Genomic DNA, 15431 nt, shown 5'->3' with positions numbered 1-15431 from the left:
CCGTGGCCGCCATGTCGCCGACGCGCGCCGCCTCGGCCGCCGTCCGCAACGCCGCCTCCAATGCCGGCAGCGCATAGCTCGCGGCGAGCCCGGCGAGTCCGTGGGCCAGGATGCGCGCGCCGGGCGAATCAGCGGCCGCGATCATCGCGTCCAGACGCGCGAGCGCCTCGTCGAGATCGGCCAGGGCGCTGTCGATGAGGTCGCGCAGGACGGCATCGCCCAGTTCCGCGCGCAGACGTTCGATGTCCGCGACGGATACGATGTCGTCAGCCGGGCCAGCCGCCACCAGTTCGGTCCCCTTGCCGTCGGGGCGCGGCGCAGGGTCCGCGCCGGACGTGTCGCAAAAATCCGATATTGCCGAGTTAAACCGTGCCGCATGCTAGCGTGTGATACGACTGCCCGCAATCCTGGGTCGTAGCCGGCACAAGCATGAAGGGTGCCTCCGGCCGCATTAGACCCCGGCCGCGTGCAACGCGACGGGCGCCCGGCGACGGCGATCGCTTGCGACGCGACTGCTGCGATGCGAAGAGATAGTCCCGCGAGGGCCCGGCCGGAGCGGTCGACCGGCGCCGCTCACGCCGCGACCCCGCGGCACGACCAGGCGAGAGGACAGCATGGCAAAGATCAAGGTGAAGACGCCCGTCGTCGAGTTGGACGGCGACGAGATGACCCGCATCATCTGGGGTTTCATCAAGGACAAGCTGATCCTGCCCTATCTGGACATCGACCTGAAATATTACGACCTCGGGATCGAGTATCGCGACCAGACCGACGATCAGGTGACGGTCGATTCCGCAAACGCGATCAAGCAGTACGGCGTCGGCGTGAAATGCGCGACGATCACCCCGGACGAGGCGCGGGTGCGCGAGTTCGGGCTGAAGAAGATGTGGCGCAGCCCGAACGGCACCATACGCAACATCCTCGACGGCACGATCTTCCGCGAGCCGATCATCTGCAGCAACGTCCCCCGCCTGGTGCCGCACTGGTCGCAGCCGATCGTGATCGGCCGCCACGCCTATGGCGACATCTACCGCGCCGCCGAGATGAAGGTGCCGGGCCCCGGGCGCGTGCGCATCGTCTATGAGCCGGACGACGATGACGCGCCGGCGCAGATCCTGCGCGTGCATACCTTCACCAGCGCCGGCGTCGCGCTCGGCATCCACAACACCAAGCCGTCGATCGAGGGCTTCGCGCGGGCGAGCTTCAACTACGGCCTCGCGCGCGGCTATCCGGTGTACCTGTCCACCAAGAACACCATCCTCAAGGCCTATGACGGCATGTTCAAGGACGTGTTCCAGGACATCTTCGACGCCGAGTTCAAGGACGAGTTCGACCGCCGCGGCCTGACCTACGAGCATCGCCTGATCGACGACATGGTGGCCAGCGCGCTGAAGTGGAACGGCGGCTATGTCTGGGCGTGCAAGAACTATGACGGCGACGTGCAGAGCGATATCGTGGCGCAGGGCTTCGGCTCGCTCGGCCTGATGACCTCGGTGCTGATGAGCCCGGACGGCCAGACGGTCGAGAGCGAGGCGGCGCACGGCACCGTCACCCGCCACTATCGCGAGCATCAGAAAGGCCGCGAGACCAGCACCAACCCGATCGCGTCGATTTTCGCCTGGACGCGCGGGCTGCAGTATCGCGGCCGCTTCGACAACACGCCCGACGTCACCGCCTTTGCCGAGACGCTGGAGCGCGTCTGCGTCGAGACGGTGGAATCGGGGGCGATGACGAAGGATCTGGCGGTGCTGATCGGCCCCGACCAGCCCTGGCTGAACACGCAGGACTTCCTCTCGCGCATCGACGCCAACCTCAAGGCGGCGATGGCGCGCGAGCACGTCGCGGCGGCCGACTGAGGCCGACACGGAACACCAGGAAACGATGGCATGACCGATGACCGCGACCTCGCCGGGACGGAGGCGGACGGCGTCTCCCGCTTCCCGCTCGGCCGCCGCGCCGTCGTCACGTCCGGGCTGATCAGCGGCTTCACCCTCGCGACCGCACGGGTGGAGGCGCAGGCGACCCATACCGACGCGGCGGGCATCGTCGCGGGCGAGACGACCATCGCGTCGGGCCGCGATCACCTCCCCGCCTATTACGCGCGGCCGGACGGGCGCGGCCCCTTTCCGACGATCCTGGTGATCGAGGAGATCTTCGGCGTCCACGAATACATCAAGGACGTCTGCCGCCGGCTCGCCCATGCCGGCTATGCCGCCGTCGCGCCGGAGCTGTACGCGCGCATCGCGGACCTGTCGAAGATGACCGACGCGAAGGCGATCATCCGCGACGTGATCCTCAAGGCGCCCGACGCGCAGATGCTGGCCGATCTCGATGCCGCGGCCCGCTGGTCGGCCGATGTCAATCACGGCGACGGCGGGCGGCTCGGCGTCACCGGGTTCTGCCGCGGCGGGCGCGACACGTGGCTGTACGCCGCGCACAACCCGCGGCTGCGGGCGGCGGTCGCCTGGTACGGTCCGATCGGCGGCCCGCGCAGCCCGATCCAGCCGCGCACGGCGTCGGACATGGCGACGAAGCTGAATTGCCCGCTGCTCGGCCTGTACGGCGGGCAGGACAAGAGCATCGACATCGCCGAGGTGCAGGCGGCGGCGCGGCACGCGCGGCGCGCCGGCCGCATCGTCGAGATCGTCGTCTATCCCGACGCGCCGCACGGGTTTCACGCCGACTACCGGCCAAGCTACCGTGCGGCGGACGCGCGCGACGGCTGGCAGCGCATGCTCGACTGGTTCCGCCGCTACGGCGTCAGCTAGCGCGGGTCACAACAAGGCGGGGCCGGACGAGGCACCCGCCACGGGAGGATCGACCACCATGCGCGCAGCGCTGTGGCCCTGTGCCCTGCTCGGCCTGCTGCTCGCCACCCAGACGGCGCGGGCCGACGCGGCACCGCAGGTGCAGACGGCGTCAGGCCCGGTGGTCGGGCAGACCGTGGACGGCATCGCGCGCTTCCTCGGCATCCCCTACGCCGCCCCGCCGGTGGGCGAGCGGCGGTTGCGGCCACCGGCGCCGCCCGTCGCGTGGACCGCGCCGCGCATCGCGGACCATTACGGCAGCGCCTGTCCGCAGCTGCCGCGCATCGGCCCCGGCAGCACGGACGAGGACTGCCTGTTCCTCAATGTCTGGGCGCCGGTGGGGGCAAAGGACCTGCCGGTGATGGTGTTCATCCACGGCGGCAGCTTCAACGCCGGCGACGGCGGCGACACGACGCGCAACCCCAACGGCCCGGGCCCACGCTACGGCGGCACCGATCTCGCGCGGCAGGGTCATGCCGTCGTGGTGACGCTGAACTACCGGCTCGGCACGCTCGGCTTCCTCGCCGCCCCGGCGCTCGACGCGGAGAACCGGGCGCATACGTCCGGCAATTACGGCCTGCTCGATCAGGTCGCGGCGCTGCACTGGGTGCAGGACAACATCGCGCGCTTCGGCGGCGATCCGCGCCGCGTGACGGTATTCGGCGAATCGGCCGGCGGCATTTCGGTGCTCTATCTGCTGGCGATGCCGCGGGCGGGCGGGCTGTTCCAGCGCGCGATCGTGGAGAGCGCGAACGACGGCACCGCCCCGCCGCTCGCCACCGCCGAGGCGCATGACAAGCCGGTCGTCGCCGCAATCGGCTGCGACAAGGACGACGATGCCGCGACCGCCGACTGCCTGCGCGCGGCCCCCGTCTCGGCGTTCCTCGCGCATGGCGGCCCGCTGCCGACGATCGACGGCCATGTCATCCCCAACGCGCCGCGCGCCGCGTTCAACGCCGGCTTCTTCAACCACGTGCCGGTGCTGATCGGCACCAACGCCGACGAGGGCACGTATTTCGCGACGGTCGCGGAGAAATCAGTCGGCCGCGCGCTGAACCAGGACGACCGGCAGGCGATCGAGGCGCGTGCCTTCGGCGCCCATGCCGCCGATGTCGACGCCGCCTATCCGCCCTCGGCCTACCCGTCGCCGGGCGCGGCGCTCGCCGCCATCGTGACCGACAGTTTCTTCGCCTGCCCGAGCGCCGCGGTGCGCGAGGCCCTGGCGCCGATCGTGCCGGTGCAGGGCTATGAGTTCCGCCAGCCGGATCCGGCGCGCAACTTCCCGCTGCCGGTCGCCCCCGTCAGCCCCCCGGACATCCCGCTCGGCGACGCGCACACGACCGAGCTCGCCTACGTGTTCGGCCATGACGGCGAGGGCAAGCCGCTCGCCGGGCACGACGCCGCGCTGTCGGCGCGCATGATCGCGCAGTGGACGGGGGCGACGGCCGGCGCCCCGTTCGAGACCTTCGCCGAGCCGGCGGCGGCGCCGCGCGACTTCGGCGAGGCGCATCACTGCCTGTTCTGGGCGTCGATCGGCGGCCCGGAGGCGCTGTTCGTCAGCGTCCCGCGGCACTGACGCGCACGGCGCCTATGAGCCGCGGTAGGTGATGCGCCAGATCAGCCCCGCATAATCGTCTGAGACCAGCAGGCTGCCGTCGCGCAGCATCGCGACATCGACCGGGCGACCCATGTAGCGATGCGCCGTCGCGTCGAGCCAGCCATCGGCGAAGACCTGCGTGCTCGCCGCCGTGCCGTCGCGGTGCAGGAACGTCACCATGACCCGCGCGCCGACCGGCACCGTGCGGTTCCACGACCCGTGCTGCGCCGAGAAGATCGCGCCCCGATACGCCGGGGGAAACTGATGCCCGCGATAGAAGATCATGCCGAGATCAGCGGCATGCGCGATCATCTCCACCTGCGGGAAGACAAGGTCCGGCGGCGGCGTGTCGTCGGCGTATTCATGCGTGCGGGTATGGCCGCCGCCGTACCAGGGGAAGCCGAAATTCTGACCGGCATGCGTCGCGCGGTTGAGTTCGCCGGGCGGGATGTCATCGCCCATCATGTCCACTTGGTTGTCGGTGAACCACAGCGTCCCGTCATGCGGATTGAAGTCGAGTCCGACGGAGTTGCGTATGCCGGACGCATAGATCGTGCGGCCATGCCCGTCGCGCGTGAAGCGCAGGATCGCACCCATGCCGACGCGGGCATACAGCGCGAGCTTCTCGCGCGGCGGCACGTTGTATGGCTGTCCCACCGCCACGAACAGGCCGCCGTCGGGGCCGACGCGGCAATAGCGCGCCGCGTGGTTGCCGCTGCGCGCCTCGTCCGGCGGAATGAGCGCGCCCTCCGGCACCACGTCGTGAAACGCGGGATCGAGCGCGTTGGCGCGGGGGAAGGCACGGATGCGGTTTCGCTCTGCGACATACAGCGTGCCGCCGGGGCCGAAGCAGACACCGTTCGGGTCATGGAACGTAACGTCCGGGGCGAACACCTGCGCGCGGCCATCGGGCGTCACCGCGTAGACGTGCGCCTCGCGCGTGCCGACGAACACGATGCCGCCGGGCCCGACCGCCAGCGACCGCGCGCCCGGCACGTGCGCATAGATTGCGATGGCGAAGCCGGGCGGCACGCGCAGCCGGCTCGGATCGACGTCCTGCGCACGCGCGCCGGCGCTCCATGCCAGAAGGAACGCGAGCGCGGGTGCCAGCAGCCGATGGATCGATCGCGGCGCGCGCATCAGAACCGCTCCACCCACGGACGTAGCTCGATTTCCCACGCCCAGGCGCTGCGCGGCTGAGTGGCGAGCTGCCAGTAGGTCTCGGCTACTGCGTCGGGGTCGAGCATGCTGTCGGGCTGGTCCGGCGGATCGACCCGCTCGGGCCGCGCGGCGCTGCGTATGCCGCCGTCGATGACGACATGCGCGACATGGATGCCCTGCGGCGCCAGTTCGCGGGCCATGCTCTGTGCCAGGCCGCGCAGCGCGAACTTGCCCATCGCGAACGGCGCGGACTGCGCATACCCCTTCACGCTGGCCGAGGCGCCGGTGAACAGGATCACGCCGCGCCCGCGCGTCAGCATGCGCCGCGCCGCTGCCTGTCCGACGAGGAAGCCGGCGAACGCGCAGGAGGCGAGGGTCTGGGCGACGCCGTCGGCATCCAGCTCCACGAACGGGCCACGGGTGCGGGACGCGGCGTTGTAGACGACGATGTCCGGCGCGCCGGCGGGCAAAGCGTGGAACAGCGCGGCGACCTGCGCCGGCTGCGTCGCGTCGCAGGCAACCGCTTCCGCGCCGGTTTCGCCGCACAACGCGGCAAGCCGGTCGGGATGACGCGCGGCAACGACCACGTGCAGTCCCTCGCGGGCAAAACGGCGGGCAAGCGACGCGCTCAATCCGCTGCCGGCGCCCACGATCAAGGCAGATTTCAACGCATCGGCCATCGTGTTCATCCTCCGTATGTCAATATGCGCGCGTCAGACAGGGCTGGGTTGCCGCCCGCGCGGCCAGCGGATGCTTATTTGACTTGCCGCAACGCAGCACCGTGTGTCTGGCTTTGCTGACGCAGAATGCGGTCCGTCACCGTGACATGCCGTCGAGCCTGCGCCAACACAGACACCCGTGAAAAGCGGGCCACGTCCGGCGCCCTGCCGGACGGACGAGGAAACAGGCGGACCCCGAACTCATGCTCTACGAATCCTACGAGCTGCAGCGCCTTGCGCTGGCACCCATGCACTTCTTTGCCAGTAACGCATTGTCGGTCCTCGACTTTCCCTACAATCCGCTCCGCCAGACGCCGCTCGGTCGGGTCACGGCCGCGATGCTCGACAGCGTCGAGTATTCGACCCGCCGCTTCGGCAAGCCGCGCTTCGGCCATACCGAAGCGCTGATCGACGGCGAACCGGTGCCGATCATCGAGGATGTCGTGCATGCGCGGGTGTGGGGCAAGCTGAAGCGCTTCCGCCGCCTGGTCGACCGTCCGGCCGATCCGCGGCTGCTGATCGTGGCGCCGATGTCGGGACATTTCGCGACGCTGCTGCGCGGCACGGTCGCCGCCTTCCTCCCCGATCACGACGTCTACATCACCGACTGGACGGACGCCCGCGTGGTCCCGGTCGGCGAGGAGGCGTTCAATCTCGACGACTACATCGACCACGTGATCGAGTTCCTGCAGGTCCTTGGTCCCCGCACGCATGTCCTCGCGGTCTGTCAGCCGGCCGTGCCGGTGCTGGCCGCCGTCTCGCTGATGAACGAGACGCATGACCCCGCGACGCCGGCCAGCATGACCCTGATCGGCGGTCCGATCGACACGCGCGAGGCGCCGACGGCGGTGAATACCTTCGCCAAGGACCACGACATGGACTGGTTCCGGCGCAACACCATCCACGCCGTCCCGTTCGGCAACCCCGGCGCCGGCCGCCTCGTGTATCCGGGGTTTCTCCAGCTCGCCGGCTTCATGGCGATGAACCTCGACCGGCATGTCGAGGCGCACTGGCAGATGTTCCAGCACCTCGTGCAGGGCGACGGCGAAAGCCTCGGCTCCAAGCGGCGCTTCTACGAGGAATACCGCTCGGTGATGGACCTGTCCGCCGACTACTACCTGCAGACGATCCGCGCGGTGTTTCACGAACACCTCCTGCCGCGCGGCCTGCTGGTGTCGTCCAACCGGCTGGTGGACCCCGCCGCGATCGAACAGACGGCGCTGTTCACCATCGAGGGCGAACGCGACGACATCTCCGGCATCGGCCAGACGCGCGCGGCGCACCGGCTGACGCGCAACCTGCCGGAGCGGATGCGGGCGCATCACGAGCAGGAGGGCGTGGGCCATTACGGCCTGTTCAACGGCCAGCGCTTCCGCAGCGAGGTCGCGCCCCGGATCAAGGCGTTCATCGCGTCCCACCGCTGACGCCCGGCCCCCTTCCCCCCCCCACCGGGCGGCATCGGCCGACCCCGGGGGCAGGTGAAACCGCCGCGCTTCTGTGCTTAGGATCGGCGACGATCCAAGAAGCACGAAGCGTCGGGGGAGGCCTATCGGCATGCTGGGACTGATGCAGAACCATCCGTTGATGATCGGGGGGCTGCTGAAGCACGCCGCCCGCTATCACGGGACAACCGAGATCGTCTCCAAGACCGTGGAGGGCGACCTCCACCGCACGGACTGGGCCGGTATCGAACGGCGCGCCCGGCGGCTGGTGCGGGCCCTGCAGCGCCTTGGCGTGAAGGACGGCGACCGGGTGGCGACGCTCGCCTGGAACGGCCACCGGCATCTCGAAATCTATTACGGCGTCTCCGGCATGGGGGCGGTGGTCCACACGCTCAATCCCCGCCTGCATCCCGACGATCTCACCTACATCGCCGACCACGCGGCCGACTGCGTGCTGCTGGCCGATACCACCTTTGTCCCGCTGGTCGAGCAGATCGCCCCTCGCCTGACCGGCACCCTGCGCGCCGTCGTGTTCATGACCGACCCGGCCCACATGCCGAAGGTGACACTGCCGGCCGGCATGACCTTGGGCTGCTACGAGGACCTGCTCGACGCGGCGGACGACGACTACGACTGGCCCGTGTTCGACGAGAACACCGCGAGCGCGATCTGCTACACGTCGGGCACCACGGGCCGGCCGAAGGGCGTTGTCTACAGCCACCGCTCCACGCTCCTGCACGCCTATGCCACCGTGGCCACGGACGTGATGGGCATACGCGCGGTGGACCGCATCACGCCGGTGGTGCCCATGTTCCACGCCAATGCCTGGGGCGTGCCCTACACCTCGGCGCTCGCGGGCTCGGCGCTGGTGATGCCGGGGCGGCATCTGGACGGGGCCAGCGTGACCGCGCTGATGAACGGCGAGCGTGTGACCATGTCGGCCGGCGTGCCCACGGTATGGCTCGGCCTGTTGCAGCATCTGCGCGCGAGCGGCGAGCGGCTGGAGACGGTCAGGCGCCTCGTGGTTGGCGGCTCGGCCGCGCCGCCGCTGCTGATCGAGGCGTTCGGGCGCGAATACGGCATCCAGCTCGATCACGCCTGGGGCATGACGGAGACGAGCCCGCTCGGCACCTATAATGCGCCCCGGCCGATGCATGCCGGCCTGAGCCTGGAGGAGCGCGAGCGGCTGGCGCAGAAGCAGGGCCGCGTCGTGTTCGGCGTGGACATGAAGATCGTCGACGACGACGACCAGGAATTGCCGTGGGACGGCGAGCGCTTCGGCAACCTCAAGGTGCGCGGCCCCTGGGTCGCCAGCGCCTATTACGGACAGGAGCCGGGCAGCGCGCTCGACGAGAACGGCTGGTTCATGACGGGCGACGTGGCGACCATCGACCCCGATGGCTTCATGCTGATCACCGACCGGTCGAAGGACGTGATCAAGTCGGGCGGCGAGTGGATCAGCTCCATCGAGCTGGAAAACATCGCGGTCTCCCACCCCGACGTGGCCGAGGCGGCGGTGATCGGCGCCGCGCACAAGAAATGGGACGAGCGGCCGCTGCTGCTGGTGGTCCCGCGCCCCGGCGCGACCCTGACCCCGGAGGCCGTCCTCGCGGTCTACGAGGGCCGCATCGCCAAATGGTGGCTGCCCGACGCCGTGATCGTCGTGGACGAGCTGCCCCACACCGCCACCGGCAAGCTGCAGAAGACGGCGTTGCGGGCCAAATACGGCAACTACCTGATCGAATAGGGCGGGGTGTTTGACCGCGCCACCGCCGTGGTTTCGAATGCGGCGGCACGGCGGCGGGGGTGACCGGTGGCGGATGACGCGGGACGTGTGCTGATCGTGGGCGCCGGGCAGGCAGGGGCCACGGCGGCGGCGCTGCTGCGCCAGTACGGCTGGACCGGCTCGATCACCCTGGTGGGCGCCGAGGCGGCTTCCCCCTATCAGCGTCCGCCGCTGTCCAAGGCCTGGCTCGCCGGCACCGCCACGGACGCCGATCTGCGGCTGCGGGCACCCGGATTCTACGCGGAGCAGCGCATCGACCTGCGCACCGGCGTGCGGGTGGAGGCGATCGACCGGGCCGGACGTGCCGCGATCCTCGCGGACGGGACGCGCCTGCCCTATGACCGGCTGATCCTGGCGACCGGCTGCGCGCCCCGCCGGCTGGCGCTGCCCGGCATGGATCTGCCGGGCGTGCTGGAACTGCGGACGCAGGACGACGCGACCCGGCTGCGCGCGGCGCTGTCGCCCGGGGCGCGGCTCGCGGTGATCGGCGGCGGCTATGTCGGGCTGGAGGTGGCGGCGACGGCCGTGCGGCTCGGCCTCGCGGTGACCGTGATCGAACGGGAGGCGCGGCTGCTGGCCCGCGTGGCAAGCCCGGAACTCGCCGCCTACATCCACGCCGCCCACGCCGCCGCTGGCGTGGCGATCCGGCTGTCCGCGGACGTGGCAAGCCTGGATGGGGCAGGCCTGGATGGGGCGGCCCTGGATGGGGCCGGCGATCGCGTGGCGGGCGTGCGCCTCGGGGACGGCACGGTGGTGGCATGCGACGCGACGCTGGTCGGCGTGGGCGCCGTGCCCTGCGACGCGCTCGCCCGCGGCTGCGACCTCGCCTGCGACAACGGCATCGTGGTGGACGCCGCCTGCCGCACCGACGACCCGGCGATCCAGGCGATCGGCGACTGCACCCGACGGCCGCTGCCCCTGTATGCGACGACCGGCCGGCTGGAGAGCGTGCCGAACGCGACGGAACAGGCCAAGCAGGCCGCCGCCGCCCTGTGCGGCCGGCCGCCCCCACCGCCCGAGGTGCCGTGGTTCTGGTCCGACCAGTACGACCTGCGCATCCAGATCGCCGGGCTGCCGGTCGGGGCGGTCCCGCGGATCGTCAGGCAGACGGCGGGCGCTTTCTCCGTCGCGCATCTGGACGCCGGCGACCGCCTCGTTACGATCGAGACGGTGAATGCCGTAACCGACTTCGCTGCCGGACGCATGATCATCGGGCGGCGGCGCCGGCTCGACCCCGCGCGCCTCGCCGATCCGGCCTGTCCGCTCGCGCAGACGATGCTGCCGGAGTGACCACGCCAGTCCCGCGCGCCCTGTGCCGCGCCCGCAACGACGACCCGACGGAGGTATCCGAGTGCCTAAGGTGACCTATATCGAGCATGACGGCACACCGCATGCGATCGACGTCCCGGTGGGGCTGTCGGTGATGCGCGGCGCGGTGGACAACAACGTCCCCGGCATCGACGCCGATTGCGGCGGCGAATGCGCCTGCGCCACCTGCCACGTCTACGTGGACGAGGCCTGGCTCGCGAAACTGCCGCCGCAGGGCGAGCAGGAGACGAGCATGCTCGGTTTCGCGGCGACCGCGCAGCCCAATTCCCGGCTGTCGTGCCAGATCGAGATGACCGCGGCGCTCGACGGGCTTGTCGTGCGGATGCCGGAATCGCAACATTAGATAATAAGCCGTCCCTCGGGAGGATTGTCATGGACACGCTGCCGACCCTGGACCATGCGCATCTGGCCGCGACGGTGCCGCTCGACCGCATCGACGTCAGCGATCCGGCGCTGTTCCGCGATGATGTCTGGATGCCGTATTTCGCGCGCCTGCGCCGCGATGCGCCGATCCACTACACGGCGGACAGCCGGTTCGGACCGTTCTGGTCGATCACGCGCTACAAGGACATCATGCAGGCGGAGCTGGCGCACAAGACGCTGTCCTCCGCGTCCAGCCTGGGCGGGATCACGATCCGCGACCGGCCCAAGGATCTGGAACTGCCGATGTTCATCGCCATGGACCCGCCGCGCCATGACGAGCAGCGCAAGGTGGTGCAGCCGATCGTCGCCCCCGCCAACCTCGCGCGTTTCGAGGGGCTGATCCGCGAACGGGTGATCCGCATCCTGGAGGGTCTGCCGCGCGGCGAGACGTTCAATTGGGTGCAGCACGTCTCGATCGAGCTGACCGTGCAGATGCTCGCGACCCTGTTCGATTTCCCGTTCGAGGACCGGCACAAGCTCAGCTTCTGGTCGGATTGCGCGACGGCCGACATCAACGCCGGCGGCTTCATCGACAGCGAGGAGAAGCGCGAGGCCGTCTTTGCCGAATGCGCGGGCTATTTCATGCGCCTGTGGCAGGAACGCGCGCAGAAGGAGCCGCGGCCTGACCTGATTTCCATGCTGGTGCACGGCGAATCGACGAAGCAGATGCCGCCGCGTGAGTTTCTCGGCAACCTGCTCCTGCTGATCGTGGGCGGGAACGATACCACCCGCAACTCGATCAGCGGCGGCCTGCTGTTCCTCAATCGGAACCCGGACGAATACCGCAAACTGCGGGAGAACCCGGCGCTGATCGAGACGATGGTGCCGGAGATCATCCGCTACCAGACGCCGCTGTCGCACATGCGGCGCTCGGCGATCGCCGATACCGAGATCGGCGGACAGGTGATCCCGGCCGGGGACAAGGTCGTGATGTGGTACATCTCCGGCAACCGGGACGAGGAGGCGATCGAGGAGCCGGACCGCTTCATCATCGACCGCAAGCGGGCGCGCCAGCACCTGTCGTTCGGCTTCGGCATCCATCGCTGCGTCGGCAACCGGCTGGCCGAGCTGCAGCTGCGCATCCTGTGGGAGGAGATCCTGCGGCGCTTCCCGGTGATCGAGGTCATGGGCGAGCCGAAGCGCGTCTATTCGGCCTTCATCCATGGCATCACCGAGCTGCCGGTGCGGATTCCGGCCTGATCGGCCGGGCGGCGGCCACGATCCGCTTGTGATGTAATGAAAGTATTAAGCCATCCGGGCTGAACCTGTCGCGGACGCTGTGCCGCGACAGGAGATGGCAGGTTGATACGATTGAAGGGTGGCGCGCGCCGGCGCGCCGAGCGCGCAAAGCTCGCCGCACTCGATCGCTCGCTCGGGGTGGTCGAATTCGATCCGGACGGCAACATCCTCACGGCCAACGACAATTTCCTGAAGCTCACCGGCTATGCGCTGGCCGAGATCAAGGGTCGCCATCACCGGCTGTTCGTCGCGCCGGAGGAGCGCGACGGCGCCGCCTACGCCGCCTTCTGGGACAGCCTCCGGCGCGGCGAATATCAGTCGGCGGAATACCGCCGCCTGACGAAGGCCGGCCAGACGATCTGGATACGGGCGACCTACAACCCGGTCATCGGACGCGGCGGCCGGCCCGTCAGCATCGTCAAATACGCGATCGACATCACCGCGCAGAAACGGCACGACGCCGACGTCGCCGGACAGACGGCGGCGATCAATCAGTCGCAGGCGGTGATCGAGTTCGACCTCGACGGCAACATCCTGACCGCCAACCAGAACTTCCTCGACGCCATGGGCTATGCGCTCGAGGAAATCCGCGGCCGCCACCACGGCATGTTCGTGACACCCGCCGAGCGCGACGGCGCCGCCTATCGCGCTTTCTGGGCGGCGCTGCGCCGGGGCGAGCATCAGACCGCGGAATACAAGCGGCTGGGCAAGGGCGGCCGGGAGGTATGGATACACGCCACCTACACCCCGGTCCGCGACCTCGACGGCGTGCTGTGCAAGGTCGTTAAATACGCCACGGACATCTCGGCCCGCAAACGCCACGACGCCGACCTCGCCGGACAGGTCGCGGCGATCGGACGGGCGCAGGCGGTGATCGAATTCGACCTGACCGGCCGCATCCTCGGCGCTAACGAGAACATGCTGCGCACGATGGGCTACACGCTGGCCGAGATCCAGGGGCGCCACCACAGCATGTTCGTCGACCCGGCCGAGGCACGCGGGCCGGACTACGAGGCGTTCTGGGAGAAGCTGCGCCGGGGCGAATACCACGCCTCCACCTACCGCCGCATCGGACGCGACGGGCGGACGGTGTGGCTGCAGGCGACGTATAACCCGATCCTCGATCTCGACGACCGGCCCTACAAGGTCGTCAAGTACGCCACCGACATCACGCAGCGCGTGACGTCGCAGCGGCGGGCGATCGCCTCGGCCGAGCATGTGTTCGGCAACGTCAACGCGATCGCCTCCGCCGTGCAGCAGATGACCGCCTCGGTCGAGGAGATTTCGTCGAACATGACGCGATCGGAGGCGTTCGTGGACGGCATCCACCGCCAGATCTCGGGGGCCGACAAGACCACGCTGCGGCTGAGCGACGCGGCGCAGGCGATGACCGGTGTGACGCAGCTGATACAGCAGATCGCCAGCCAGACGACGCTGCTGTCGCTCAACGCGACCATCGAATCCGCGCGCGCGGGCGAGGCCGGTCGCGGCTTCGCGGTGGTCGCGAGCGAGGTGAAATCCCTCGCGCAGCAGACGGCGACCGCGATCGAGCGCATCGCGCGCGAAATCCAGTCGGTGCAGACCGCCTCGGGCGAGGTCATCGCGATCTTCGGCGAGATCGCGCAGGCGATTGGCACGGTGCGGGAATCGGTGGGATCGGTCGCCGGCGCCGTCGTGGAACAGAGCGCGGTGATCCGCACGATCGCCGAGAAGATGCAGTCCGCCGCCGCGGAAGCCTCGGAGATCACCATGTCGTTCGACGACGAGGGGACACGCGCCGCGGCCTGATCGCCCGGCGCGGCGGGATGACCGGCCCGGCGGGATGGCCGGCGCCGCCCGTCGGGGCGGCACCGGCCGGGCCGTCAGCCCTGCTTTTCGAACGCGCCCGACAGGCGGAGGTCCACCTCGTCGCCGATCAGCGGCACGTAGGTCTTCACGCCGAACTCGCTGCGCATGATCTTGCCGGTCGCCTCGAACCCGACCGTGTATTTCTTGTCGATCGGGTTCATGCCCGCGCCCTCGAACCGCACCGACAGCGTGACCGGCTTGGTCACCCCGTGCAGCGTCAGATCACCGGTCACCTGCGCCGTCATCTTGCCGGTCCGCTTGACGGCGGTGGAGCGGAACGTGATCGCCGGATACTTCGCGGCATCCAGCCACGCCGGGGACTTCAGCTCGCCCTCCAGCTTCTCGCTCGGCACGTCCACGCTCGCGGTCGGCACGCTGATCTCGAGCTTGCTGGTCTGCGGCTCCTTGGCCGACAGCGTCAGCGTGCCGGACGCGCCGGTCAGGCTGCCGTAATAGGTGGTGAAGCCCATGTGCGAGACGCCGAACACGATCGCCGTGTGGTTCGGCTCCACTGCATAGGTGCCGGACTGGACGCTGGCGGGGTCGGTCGTCGGTCCGGCGGCGCGCACGGGCGCGGCGGCGAACATGGCGCCCGCAAGCCCGATGGCGAGCGCCATCCGTACGTTCCGCGTTTGCTGTGTCATCAGGGTCGATCCTCGATGTCGGGGGTGGAGCTAGCCTCGCCCCGCATGTAGCCGGACGGCGGAGGACTGCAAAGCTGGACGCAGGCCGGCGCGCCCTTTACGTCCCGCGCCGGCGCTGGAACGATGACCCCCGTCCGCCGCATCCCGCGCCGTCCGCCCCGCCGCATCGGAACCGTTCGCACGATGTCTTCCCCGCCTCTGCTCTTCACCGGCGTCCGCCTGCTCGATCCGGCGGTCGGGCTGGACGCGCCGGGCGATCTGCTGGTGCGCGACGGGCGCATCTTCGACCACGGCACCGGCCTCGGCCATCCGGACGGGGCCAGCGTCGTCACGGCGCCGGCGGGCGCCATCCTCTGCCCCGGCCTCGTCGACATGCGCGTGGCGCTCGGCGAGCCTGGCTTCGAATACCGCGAGACGATCGCCTCGGCCGCCGCCG

13 protein-coding genes and 1 pseudogene are annotated in these 15431 nt (G+C 69.7%); 10 read left to right on the top strand and 4 right to left on the bottom strand.

The window, feature by feature from the left end; genetic code table 11:
• The coding region (locus tag B8460_RS01835; RefSeq protein WP_048859865.1) for a hypothetical protein at positions 1-286 on the bottom strand (286 nt) is incomplete at its 3' end.
• A gap of 328 nt (positions 287-614) precedes the next feature.
• Between B8460_RS01835 and B8460_RS01830 the strand changes: the two genes are divergently transcribed.
• Genes B8460_RS01830 through B8460_RS01820 form a run of 3 tightly spaced genes read left to right on the top strand, consistent with a single transcriptional unit; the run spans position 615 to position 4383 of the window.
• On the top strand, positions 615-1856 hold the full coding sequence (locus B8460_RS01830) for an NADP-dependent isocitrate dehydrogenase (RefSeq protein WP_048859864.1): 1242 nt from the start codon (positions 615-617) through the stop codon (positions 1854-1856).
• A gap of 30 nt (positions 1857-1886) precedes the next feature.
• Positions 1887-2768 (top strand): dienelactone hydrolase family protein, encoded by an 882-nt coding sequence (locus B8460_RS01825; protein WP_048859863.1) that lies wholly within the window; start codon positions 1887-1889, stop codon positions 2766-2768.
• Between the two features lie 58 nt (positions 2769-2826).
• Complete coding sequence (locus B8460_RS01820) at positions 2827-4383, top strand: carboxylesterase/lipase family protein (protein ID WP_048859862.1); 1557 nt, start codon at positions 2827-2829, stop codon at positions 4381-4383.
• 12 nt (positions 4384-4395) lie between these two features.
• On the opposite strand, the gene B8460_RS01815 is transcribed toward B8460_RS01820, so the two are convergent.
• Together B8460_RS01815 and B8460_RS01810 are read right to left on the bottom strand one after the other, a co-directional pair.
• Positions 4396-5544 carry a PQQ-dependent sugar dehydrogenase gene (locus B8460_RS01815; RefSeq protein WP_048859861.1) on the bottom strand — a complete coding sequence of 383 codons (1149 nt, stop codon included), beginning with the start codon at positions 5542-5544 and terminating at the stop codon, positions 4396-4398.
• Complete coding sequence (locus tag B8460_RS01810; RefSeq protein WP_048859867.1) at positions 5544-6245, bottom strand: SDR family NAD(P)-dependent oxidoreductase; 702 nt, start codon at positions 6243-6245, stop codon at positions 5544-5546. Before B8460_RS01810 ends, B8460_RS01815 begins: the two co-directional genes overlap by 1 nt.
• A gap of 242 nt (positions 6246-6487) precedes the next feature.
• Here B8460_RS01810 and B8460_RS01805 point away from each other — a divergent pair, with 242 nt between their 5' ends.
• From B8460_RS01805 to B8460_RS01780, 6 genes are all read left to right on the top strand, one after another.
• On the top strand, positions 6488-7708 hold the full coding sequence (locus B8460_RS01805) for a polyhydroxyalkanoate depolymerase (RefSeq protein WP_048859860.1): 1221 nt from the start codon (positions 6488-6490) through the stop codon (positions 7706-7708).
• A 130-nt stretch (positions 7709-7838) separates the two neighbouring features.
• Complete coding sequence (locus B8460_RS01800) at positions 7839-9473, top strand: 3-(methylthio)propionyl-CoA ligase (RefSeq protein WP_048859859.1); 1635 nt, start codon at positions 7839-7841, stop codon at positions 9471-9473.
• Between the two features lie 66 nt (positions 9474-9539).
• The gene (locus B8460_RS01795; protein ID WP_048859858.1) at positions 9540-10802 is read left to right on the top strand and encodes an NAD(P)/FAD-dependent oxidoreductase; all 1263 of its coding nucleotides are present in this window, start codon (positions 9540-9542) and stop codon (positions 10800-10802) included.
• A 61-nt stretch (positions 10803-10863) separates the two neighbouring features.
• Entirely contained in the window at positions 10864-11184 is a 321-nt protein-coding gene (locus B8460_RS01790) for a 2Fe-2S iron-sulfur cluster-binding protein (RefSeq protein WP_048859857.1), read from the top strand.
• A 29-nt stretch (positions 11185-11213) separates the two neighbouring features.
• Positions 11214-12464: a cytochrome P450 gene (locus B8460_RS01785; RefSeq protein ID WP_048859856.1), complete on the top strand. Its 1251-nt coding sequence runs from the start codon at positions 11214-11216 to the stop codon at positions 12462-12464.
• A 102-nt stretch (positions 12465-12566) separates the two neighbouring features.
• Positions 12567-14291: a methyl-accepting chemotaxis protein gene (locus tag B8460_RS01780; RefSeq protein ID WP_199445508.1), complete on the top strand. Its 1725-nt coding sequence runs from the start codon at positions 12567-12569 to the stop codon at positions 14289-14291.
• Between the two features lie 74 nt (positions 14292-14365).
• Here the strand turns inward: B8460_RS01780 and B8460_RS01775 are convergent, their stop codons facing one another.
• On the bottom strand, positions 14366-14995 hold the full coding sequence (locus B8460_RS01775) for a YceI family protein (protein WP_052945106.1): 630 nt from the start codon (positions 14993-14995) through the stop codon (positions 14366-14368).
• A 183-nt stretch (positions 14996-15178) separates the two neighbouring features.
• On the opposite strand from B8460_RS01775, the pseudogene B8460_RS01770 reads away from it, so the two are divergent.
• Positions 15179-15431 (top strand): annotated as a pseudogene (locus B8460_RS01770) (dihydroorotase); the annotation flags it as partial.

This window comes from Acidisphaera rubrifaciens HS-AP3 (genome assembly GCF_000964365.1).
Lineage (GTDB): Bacteria > Pseudomonadota > Alphaproteobacteria > Acetobacterales > Acetobacteraceae > Acidisphaera > Acidisphaera rubrifaciens.
This window is presented reverse-complemented; position numbering and strand designations above follow the sequence as displayed.